Annotated in this window: 7 protein-coding genes and 1 pseudogene; all 8 read right to left on the bottom strand. The window is 62.4% G+C overall.

Translation table 11 applies throughout. The annotated features are described in order from the left end of the window. Positions 1-188: 188 nt before the first annotated feature. The gene (gene recN / locus AC1DUU_RS13230) at positions 189-1,865 is read right to left on the bottom strand and encodes a DNA repair protein RecN (protein WP_476783877.1); all 1,677 of its coding nucleotides are present in this window, start codon (positions 1,863-1,865) and stop codon (positions 189-191) included. Positions 1,866-1,875: 10 nt separating this feature from the next. Beyond that, entirely contained in the window at positions 1,876-2,745 is an 870-nt protein-coding gene (locus tag AC1DUU_RS13225; RefSeq protein WP_476783876.1) for an outer membrane protein assembly factor BamD, read from the bottom strand. A gap of 183 nt (positions 2,746-2,928) precedes the next feature. Continuing rightward, complete coding sequence (lpxC, locus tag AC1DUU_RS13220; protein WP_476783875.1) at positions 2,929-3,864, bottom strand: UDP-3-O-acyl-N-acetylglucosamine deacetylase; 936 nt, start codon at positions 3,862-3,864, stop codon at positions 2,929-2,931. A 278-nt stretch (positions 3,865-4,142) separates the two neighbouring features. After that, positions 4,143-5,834 (bottom strand): cell division protein FtsZ, encoded by a 1,692-nt coding sequence (gene ftsZ / locus AC1DUU_RS13215; RefSeq protein ID WP_476783874.1) that lies wholly within the window; start codon positions 5,832-5,834, stop codon positions 4,143-4,145. A 70-nt stretch (positions 5,835-5,904) separates the two neighbouring features. Next, a complete protein-coding gene (gene ftsA / locus AC1DUU_RS13210) occupies positions 5,905-7,215 on the bottom strand; it encodes a cell division protein FtsA (protein ID WP_476783873.1) in 1,311 nt (436 codons plus the stop codon). Beyond that, on the bottom strand, positions 7,212-8,153 hold the full coding sequence (locus AC1DUU_RS13205) for a cell division protein FtsQ/DivIB (protein ID WP_476783872.1): 942 nt from the start codon (positions 8,151-8,153) through the stop codon (positions 7,212-7,214). The genes ftsA and AC1DUU_RS13205 overlap by 4 nt, the downstream gene beginning before the upstream one ends. After that, positions 8,141-9,067, bottom strand: a complete 927-nt coding sequence (locus AC1DUU_RS13200) for a D-alanine--D-alanine ligase (protein WP_476783871.1) — start codon at positions 9,065-9,067, stop codon at positions 8,141-8,143. Before AC1DUU_RS13200 ends, AC1DUU_RS13205 begins: the two co-directional genes overlap by 13 nt. A gap of 360 nt (positions 9,068-9,427) precedes the next feature. Next, positions 9,428-9,925: pseudogene (locus tag AC1DUU_RS13195) on the bottom strand (UDP-N-acetylmuramate dehydrogenase); the annotation flags it as partial.

Genomic DNA, 9,925 nt, shown 5'->3' with positions numbered 1-9,925 from the left:
TCCATGTCCTGCAGAAAGGCGAGGATATTACGGATTTTATCGACGAACCGCGCCGGAAGCCCGCTCGCATCGTCGTTTTCGAAAAGTCGGCGCAAGCCTTTGTGCTTCACGCTGCGGATTTTCATCCGTCGGAAGATAGGTCAGTCAGGATGCATTGTAAAGCGACACGCTACACTTTACGTAGGTTCTCAGAAAGCAGCAGCCGTGTTCTCGCGCAGCAGACGTTCAGCAGCAGCGCGCGCCTCATCGGTGATGGACGCACCGGAAAGCATGCGGGCGATCTCCTCCTGGCGCGCCGGCGGATCCATCTCGTGGATACCGGTAGCGACACGGTCGGTGTTGCCGGACTTGGAAATCAGGAAGTGTGTCGCAGCACGCGCAGCGACCTGCGGCGCGTGCGTGACCGACAGCACCTGGACGCGATTGGCAAGGCGCGCCAGCCTCTGGCCGATCGCGTCAGCGACAGCACCGCCGACACCTGTGTCGATCTCGTCGAAGACCAGCGTCGGTGCCGAGCCACGGTCGGCCAGCGCGACTTTCAGCGCCAGCAGGAAGCGCGACAGCTCGCCACCGGACGCCACCTTCATCATCGGACCCGGCCGCGTGCCCGGATTGGTGCGCACCCAGAACTCGACCTGATCGATGCCTTCGAGCATGCGATTGTCGGCTTCGCTTGCGATTTCAACGATGAACTCTGCCCGCTCGAGCTTGAGCGCCGGCAATTCAGCCATGACAGTCTTGCTCAGGCCCTCGGCAGCCGTCTTGCGCAGCTCGGACAGGCTGGACGCAATACGATCGTAGGCCTCGCGCGTTGCGCGGGCCTGCTGCTCCAGCGTTTGCAGCCGCCCCTCGCCAGCGTCGAGATCGGCAAGGTCGGCGACCATCGTGTCGCGCAGCTGCGCCAGATTGTCGACGACGACATTGTGCTTGCGTGAGGCGGCGCGCAACGCAAAGAGCCGTTCTTCAGCTTTTTCGAGCCGCTGCGGATCGTATTCGGTGGCACGCAGTGCCGCATCGACGCCGGACTGTGCCGCATCGAGCGAGATCATCGCCTCGTCGAGCGACTTCACCACCTCGTCGAGCAGGCCGGGCACTTCTRCAGATTTGCGCTGCAACCGCCTGAGCAGGCTCGCCAGCTGCGGCAGCGGCGACGACGAGCCGGACAGCACGTCCTGGGCATCCTGGATTTCGGAAGCGATCTTTTCGACGCGCATCATCCCAGCGCGCAGTTCTGCAAGTTCACTTTCCTCGCCTGGCTGCGGATCGAGCTTGGTGAGTTCAGTCACCGCGGCGCGAAGATATTCGGCCTCGCGAGCGGCAGCGTCGACCCGGGCGCGATGGCGTGACAGCTCCTGCTCGGCTGCGCGCCACACCTTCCAGGCCTCGGCGACAGCCTTCGCCTCGCCGACATGGCCGCCGAACGAATCAAGCACCTCGCGATGTGCACCGCCATCGACCAGCGCGCGGTCGTCGTGCTGACCGTGGATTTCGACCAGCGCGCGGCCGACCTCGCGCATCAGCGTGACGCTGGATGGCTGGTCGTTGACGAAGACGCGAGTGCGCCCATCAGCCGTCTGCACACGACGCAGGATTATATCACCGTCGTCGTCGATGGCATTGTCGGCGAGCAGCGTGCGCGCCGGATGGTTGCGCGGCACGTCGAATACGGCAGTCACCTGGCCCTGGGCAGCACCATGGCGGACAAGCGAAGCATCGCCGCGCGCGCCGAGCGCGAGCGACAATGCGTCGAGAAGGATGGATTTGCCGGCACCGGTTTCACCGGTAAGCACCGAAAGGCCCGGCGTGAAATCGATGTCCAGCCGTTCGATCAGGACGATATCGCGGATCGAAAGGCGTGAGAGCATCTAATGTTGATCAGGCGCCGGAGAACATCTTTCCGGCCTTGGAAATCCAGGAGCCGGCATTTTCGCGAGGCTCAAGTCCGCYGGACTGCAGCAGCTTGTACGAATCCTTGTACCACTGGCTGTCAGGATAATTCTGTCCAAGCACGGCCGCCGCAGTCTGCGCTTCCGAGGTCAGGCCCATCGCGTAATAGGTCTCGACCAGGCGAGCGAGCGCTTCTTCGATGTGGCGCGTGTTCGAATAATTTTCGACCACATTGCGGAAACGCTTTGCCGAAGCGATGAATTCGCGGCGCTCGAGATAATAACGGCCGATCTGCATTTCCTTGCCGGCGAGCTGGTCGCGGGCAAAGCGGATCTTGGCATTGGCGTCGTCGACATATTCCGACGTCGGCCAGCGCTGGACCACTTCGGTCATTGCTTCGATGGTGCGGCGAGCATCCTTCTGATCCTGCGTCACGTCGCGAATCTGACGGAAGTAGCTCAAGCCGATGATGTACTGCGCATAGGCCGCGTCATCGGTCGATGGATAGAGCGCGAGGTAGCGCTTGGCCGAGCCGATGGCCTCTTCATAAGCGCCCTGGCGATAGCTGGCGAAAGCGCCCATCACCATCGATTTACGCGCGTACTCCGAATAGGGATGCTGGCGATCGACTGCTTCGAACTTGCGGCTGGCTTCCTTGAGACGGCCGGCATTCAGGTTGGCGAGGCCCTGATTGTAGAGCACGTCGGCCGGTTCGGTCTGCTCGACATAGGTCGCCAGATCGACATCGGCTTCGCCCGACATGCAACCGGAAAGCGCAAGCGTCGGAGCGATGAGCGAAAGCGCCACAACCAGAGGTGTCGCGCGCAATTTCGATCGGCCGGCTCGTATCAATGACATCACAGAGTTTCGCCCCTTTGGCGCTGTTTCGCTTTAGGCAATGGCCATAGATCACAACTGGCTTTGCCGGGCAACGCTATCAGCCGCCAATCGCGCAATTTTGTGGCAGGTCAATACACGTGCCATTTCATCGGCCGAGTGGTGCAACAAGGCCACACCACTCTTCCGGAAAATTGCGTGCTGTCAGAGTGTCCAGGGCGCGTGGACAGCGGCGCTGACAGCGATCAGTTCCGCCGAACGGCCGCGCTCGCGGCGCGACGTTTCGACGATCTCGAAGGCCGAATGGTCTGAAAGCAGGCGGCGCAAGGCAGCCGCGTTCAGCCTGTGGCCGCCGCGATAGGAGCGGAAGCAGCCGATGAAGCGTGCTCCGGCAAGGGCGAGATCGCCCATGGCGTCGAGGGTCTTGTGACGCACGAACTCATTCGAAAAGCGCAGGCCTTCGATATTGATGATGTGGCTGTCGTCGCCGATGACCACCGAATTYTCCAGCGASGAGCCGAGCGCATAGCCGGCAGCCCAMAGCCGCTCGACGTCCTTCATGAAGCCGAAGGTGCGSGCSCGCGCGATGTCGCGGCGGAAGATGTCGTCGTTGATATCGGATGCAAAGGACTGGCGTCCGATCGCCGGGCTTTCGAAATCGATCTCGACCTCGAATCGCGTCCCGCCATAGGGACGGAACTCCGCCCAGGAGGCACCGCTTTCGATTCGCACCGGCTTGAGAACGCGGATGTAGCGGCGCTTGACGTCCTGCACTTCGATGCCGACCTGGTCGATGGCTTCGACGAATTGCGCGGCACTGCCGTCGAGGATCGGCACTTCTGCGCCGTCGACCTCGATCAGGAGATTGTCGATACCGAGGCCGAAAAGCGCGGCCATCAAGTGTTCGATCGTTGCAACGTGAAGACCTGCGGGATCACCCAGCAGTGTACAAAGGTCGGTCGCACCCACTTCCGACACAATTGCGCGGAATTCTCGGTCAGCAACCTGAAACACCACACCCGTGTCGGCGTCCGCCGGCGCGAAATGGATAGTCACGGGCTTCCCGCTATGGACACCTATGCCCGAYAGCGTGACGCGTGCTTTGAGTGTTGTCTGATAATCTTGCAAGTCGATCCCCATATGCCCGTCCACTTCAAGCCCGCTTCGCCACACCACGGCGCACGGTTCTTGTCCTCGCTAGACGGGTCCTCATCCCCACGACACCCGCCCAAGCGACCTTAATCGGGGCGAAGATAGTCTTCCGGATGACAGACTCCAAATCACGGTTTCTTACTCTGTGTAACTGCGGGGCGGCGTCGACTCGCCCCGTCAAGTCAATGATTTGAATGATCTTTTCAGATCAAAAGGCGGACGTCGAGACGCCCGCCTTTCAAACAGTGTTACTGGTCGTTCACAGTTCAGTTGGCTTGCCGGCGAAGGAACGCCGGAATCTCCAGCTGGTCGTCTTCCTGAGTCCGTGCCTGCGGTGCCAGGCGGCCCTGCTCGTCGAGCTGGCCGCGACGCGGTGCATAGAGCTGCGATTCCTGGCTGGTCATGCGGCGCTGTTCGGGAGCCGGCTGGCGCAGCTTGGGCTCGCGCGGCTGCGCGGGCTGCAGGCGTGCAGGCTCTTCCTCGCGGCGGGTCAAGCCGCTCGTCAGGCGCTTGAGCAGGCCCATCGGACCGCGGTCCTCGTGATCGGCCGGCTTGGCCTTGGCTTCCACTTCGGCTTTCACCATCGGCGGAAAGTCCTCGACGCGCGGCATGCGCTGCTGAACCGGAGCCGGCTGCATCATCTCGCGTTGGGGTGCCACCTGTGGCTGTGCCACCGGCTGCGGCGCGGGCTGATGGAACTGCTGCGGCTGGGGCTGGTACTGCTGAGCCTGCGGCTGGGCAGGCGGAGCTTGGAACAGCTTGCTCTGGGGGCGGAACTCTTCACCCTGCGGAGCGGCTGCGCGCGGCTGAGCCATGGCAGCGGCGTTGGTTTCGGCCAGGCGGATTGCCTCGGCGACCGGATCGTTGGCGCGGACTTCCATGCGCGGCTGCTCGATCGGAGCCGCCTGCTGCGCCGGACGGACCTCAACCGGACGCGGTGCCGGCTTCGGCGCCTGACGGATGGTCAGCGGTGTCGCAGCCATGTCGGCGGCGGCCTTGTCGATGCCGGTGGCAACAACCGACACGCGAATGACGCCTTCCAGGTCCTCGTCGAAGGTAGCGCCCAGGATGATGTTGGCGTCCTGGTCGACTTCTTCACGGATGCGGGTCGCAGCTTCGTCGACTTCAAACAGGGTCAGGTCGCGGCCGCCGGTGATCGAGATCAGCAGGCCCCTCGCGCCCTTCATCGAGGTTTCGTCGAGCAGCGGGTTGGCGATCGCAGCTTCGGCTGCGGCCATCGCGCGGCCCTCGCCCGATGCTTCGCCGGTGCCCATCATGGCCTTGCCCATCTCGCGCATCACCGAACGGACGTCGGCGAAGTCGAGGTTGATCAGGCCTTCCTTGACCATCAGGTCGGTGATGCAGGCGACGCCCGAATAGAGCACCTGGTCGGCCATGGCGAAGGCGTCCGCGAATGTCGTCTTGTCATTGGCGAGACGGAACAGGTTCTGGTTCGGGATAACGATCAGCGTGTCGACGCATTTCTGCAGCTCTTCGATGCCGTAGTCAGCCGTCTTCATGCGGCGCTGGCCTTCGAAGTGGAACRGCTTGGTGACGACGCCGACGGTCAGGATGCCCYTTTCACGTGCCGCGCGGGCAACGACGGGAGCAGCACCGGTGCCGGTGCCGCCGCCCATGCCGGCGGTGACGAAGCACATGTGGGTGTTCGACAGGTGATCGATGATCTCGTCGATGCACTCTTCAGCGGCGGCGCGACCGACTTCCGGCTGCGAACCGGCACCCAGGCCCTCGGTGACGTGGGCGCCGAGCTGGATGAGGCGCTCGGCCTTCGACATGGTGAGCGCCTGAGCATCGGTGTTGGCCACCACGAACTCGACGCCGCGCAGGCCAGCAGTGATCATGTTGTTGACAGCATTGCCGCCGCCGCCGCCGACACCGAACACGGTGATGCGGGGCTTGAGTTCGGTGATATCCGGCTTCTGCAGATTGATCGTCATAGTCCTCGTCCTTTTTGCCTTTCAAGCCGCTTCGCCGTGCGGCCGCCTATGGGGCTGTCCCCGTCAATTCCTAAAAACTGTCTCTCAACCACTGACTCATGCGATGCAGTTTTCCGCCAGTTCCCGTTGCCCTGTAACGGGAAATCCCTTTTGCAGAATGGCTCTCGATGCCGGCCATCTGCGGGTAGATGAGAAGCCCGACGGCGGTCGCGAAAGCCGGCCCCTTGGCCGCCTCCGGCAGACCTGCCACGCCAAGCGGGCGGCCGATGCGTACGTTGCGGCCGAGAATGCGACGCGCTGCTTCGGGCAGCCCGACCAGCTGGCTGGCACCGCCCGTCAGAACGACGCGCTTGCCCACAGCATTGCCGTAGCCCGACTTGTTCAGGCGATCGCGAAGCAATTCCAGCGTCTCGTCGATGCGGGCGCGGATGATGCGCGTCATCATCGAGCGCGGGATCTGCAGGGGCATTTCATTGTCGTCGACGCCGATAGGCTGGATGCTGATCAGGTCGCGGTCGTCGGCACTGCCGGGCAAGGCCGACCCGTGCATGACCTTGAGCCGCTCGGCATCGTCGAGACGCGTCGACAAGCCCTTGGCCATGTCCATGGTGACATGATTGCCGCCGATCGGAATGGAATCGGCATGCACGAAACGACCGTCCGAGAAGACCGACAGCGTAGTCGTGCCACCGCCCATGTCGATGCAGGCAGCGCCCATTTCGAGTTCGTCGTCGACCAGTGCCGCCAGGCCGCTGGCATAAGGCGTCGCAACCATGTGCTCGACCGACAGATGCGAGCGGTTGATGCAGAGCTCCAGATTGCGCATCGGCGCCGAATCGCCGGTCAGCACATGCATGTCGACGCCAAGCGTGTCGCCGACCATGCCGCGCGGATCGCGTACGCCGCGTTCGGCATCGAGCGAAAAGGCAACCGGCAGCGAATGGATGACATCGCGCTCGGCCTTGAGCGCCTGCTTGGCGCCGGCGGCGAGCACGCGCTGAACGTCGGCCTCTTCAACGCCATGACCACCGAGATTGATCGTTGCCGAGAACGCCTCGCTCTTGATGCGCCCGGCCGACAGATTGACGATCAAAGAATCCGCGGTCAGCCCGGCCATGCGTTCGGCCGCATCGACTGCGAGCCGGATGGCGTGCTCCGCGCGGTCGAGGTCCACAACAACACCCGACTTCACGCCCTGCGACTTCTGGTGACCGATGCCGATGACCTGGGCCTGATGGGTACGCCCCTTGAGCAACTGGCTGCCCTCGGCCGGCTTCAGCTTGGCGACCACGCAGCAGACCTTGTTCGAACCGACGTCGAGCACCGTCAGGATGCCCGAGCGGCGCGAGACCGGATCTTTTTGACCGCCGAGCCAGCTCATGTTCTTTTCTCCACCTTCGCCTTGACGGCCTTCGGCTTGGTGTTCAGCGCGGCCGCGCGTCGCTCGACCGCTTCCGGCGTGAGCTGCACCACGAGCCTGTCGCCGAAGCGCATGTCGACGGCCAAGATGTCACGCGTGAAAAGCGCGTTCTCGCGATCGAGCGCGACGAGATCGGCAAGTGCCGCATCGACCTGATTCTCGGGCAGCTTGACAGTGATTCCGTTGTCGAGGCGCAGATCCCAACGCCGCTCGCCGACGCGGATATAGCCCTTCACGCGCGACGCCAGCTCCGGATAGGCCTGAACCCGGGCAACGAAGTCAGCGGCGCGTTCAGCGGCCCCAAAACCGATGACCAGCGGCAAGGCGACCTGACGACCGCCGGTGAACGGGGCAATGACTTTGCCATCCTTCTCAACGATGCTGAGCTGGCTGCCATGCTGCCAGATGGCAAAGGCATCGCGTTCATCGACGCGAACCTCGATCGTATCGGGATAAACCTTGCGCACGGCGGCATCGCGAACCCAAGGCAGGCTGATGATGCGCTCCCGCGCTTCTTCCGGATTGAAGCCGACCAAAGAGGTCCAGCCGTCGAGTTCAAGCTTGTCGAGAATGTCGATTTCGGAGGTTTCGCGATTGCCCGAAACCTTGATCTGGTCGACGGCAAAACCGCTGCGGGCAGTCACACCCTGGACCATCGCCGGGAAATGACCACCGAGGTAAGCGCCGTAGAGCGAGCTTGCGGCCAGAAACGCAGCGGTCAGCATCGACGCAGCATAGGGCGGAGGAGTGAACTCCCCACGCCAAAAGCGCGACAGCATGCGAACCGGCTTGCGCAGCAGCCGCGGCAGCACGAAGTGCTCCGCGGACAAGGACAGCCCGAAGACGCTCGGCGTCGCGCCGTTCACCTTCCTGTTCTGTCCCGATCTCAACGCAAACACGAAGCGTCCTCCACCATCCAACTCAACAACTCACCAAACGAATGCCCGGCTTGGGCAGCAATCTCAGGCACCAGCGACGTCGGCGTCATACCGGGTTGCGTGTTGACCTCCAGCCAGACGACCTCTCCATTTTCGGAATGGCGGTCGTCGTACCGGAAGTCAGACCGGGAGACGCCCCGGCACCCGATCGCTTGGTGAGCCTTGAGCGCCAGTGTTTGTATTTTTTGGTAAATATTCGGTGAAACTTTCGCGGGGCATTCGTGCTTTGATCCCCCAGCGACATATTTTGAATCATAATCGTAGAAGGCGTGCCCCGTCGGGATGATCTCGCAGACGCCGAGCGCCACGTCGCCCATCACAGCGCAGGTCAGCTCGCGCCCATGGACGTAGCGCTCGACCATGACCGTGTCGCCATAACGCCACTCCGACGACGAGATCACTTGCGGSGGATGCGACTGATCCTCCTTGACGATGACCACACCGAAGCTCGAGCCTTCAGCCACGGGCTTGACGACGTAAGGCGGCTTCATCGGATGCTGGTTGCCGATCGCGAAACGATCAAGAACCCTGGATTCGGCAATCGGGATACCGGCAGCCTTGGCGATTTTCTTCGACTGCTCCTTGTTCATCGCAAGCGCCGAAGCAAGCACGCCCGAATGGGTGTAGGGAATGCCGAGATATTCGAGAATGCCCTGGATCGTACCGTCTTCGCCGAAGGGGCCATGCAGCGCATTGAATGCTACGTCCGGCTTCAGGGCCGAGAGCACAGCACCGACATCGCGATCAACGTCGACCCGGGTGACTTGATAACCCACCTGCTCGAGCGCATCGGCACAGGCATTGCCAGACGACAGGGACACAGGCCGCTCGGACGAAAACCCGCCCAACAGAACAGCGACGTGCTTCGACTTCATCCCCAGTATCCCCTCTAGACTCGGACACAACACATTGCTTCCAAAGACTAAATCAGAGCCTCCGGAAGTTGGACCTCCGAATGGAAACGCGGGCTACGCGTTATGCGACTCAAATCAGGAAACGCTTTAGGTCAGAGAATCAGAGACTTGATTCCGTGGCAAGAGCCGATTGGAATTCATTGCGATTTGATGACCGAAGCAGCTTCCGATCAGCCTCCGAATGACAGCGCCAAAAGGCGCAAACCGGGCAGCAAAAGCCCTCGGCGCGGTAGGCGCGAGGGCTTGCGAAACATTGTCGCTATCGATGTTCTTTCGCTGGCACCCCGGCCGATCTCGCCGGGCGCGAGCAGGGGTTGCAACCTAGAGCAATTGCCCAAGGAACTCCTGCACTTCGTGACCTGGCTTGAAGCGCCCGAGGCGCTTGATTTCCCACTGCAGGCGGATGCCGGAATTTTCCAGCACGCGACTGCGCACGGTCTCGCCGAGATACTCCAGATCGTAGCCGGTGGCGTTGCCGGTATTGATCATGAAGTTGCAATGCAGCGGCGACATCTGCGCGCCGCCGATCATCAGCCCACGGCAGCCGGCCTTGTCGATTTCCTTCCAGGCCGAGCTGCCCTCGGGGTTCTTGAAGGTCGAACCGCCTGTCTTTTCGCGGATCGGCTGCACCGTCTCGCGATGATGCTGGACTGCGTCCATCGCCGCCTTGATGGCGTCCTTGTCCTCGGCATATCCCTCGAAGGTCGCTGAGGTGAAGATCAGATCGGCGGCGGCCGCGGAATGGCGATAGCTGTAGCCCATGTCGGCGTTGGACAGCACATGCAGGTTTCCGGCACGGTCGAGCGCGCGGACTTCGAC

Source organism: Aminobacter sp. P4_H6_2, assembly GCF_056400805.1.
This window is presented reverse-complemented; position numbering and strand designations above follow the sequence as displayed.

What these genes read in the sequence shown, in the direction of transcription:
- ftsA (WP_476783873.1), bottom strand. Translation starts at nt 7,215, where the DNA reads ATGAGCTGGCTCGGCGGTCAAAAAGATCCGGTCTCGCGCCGCTCGGGC.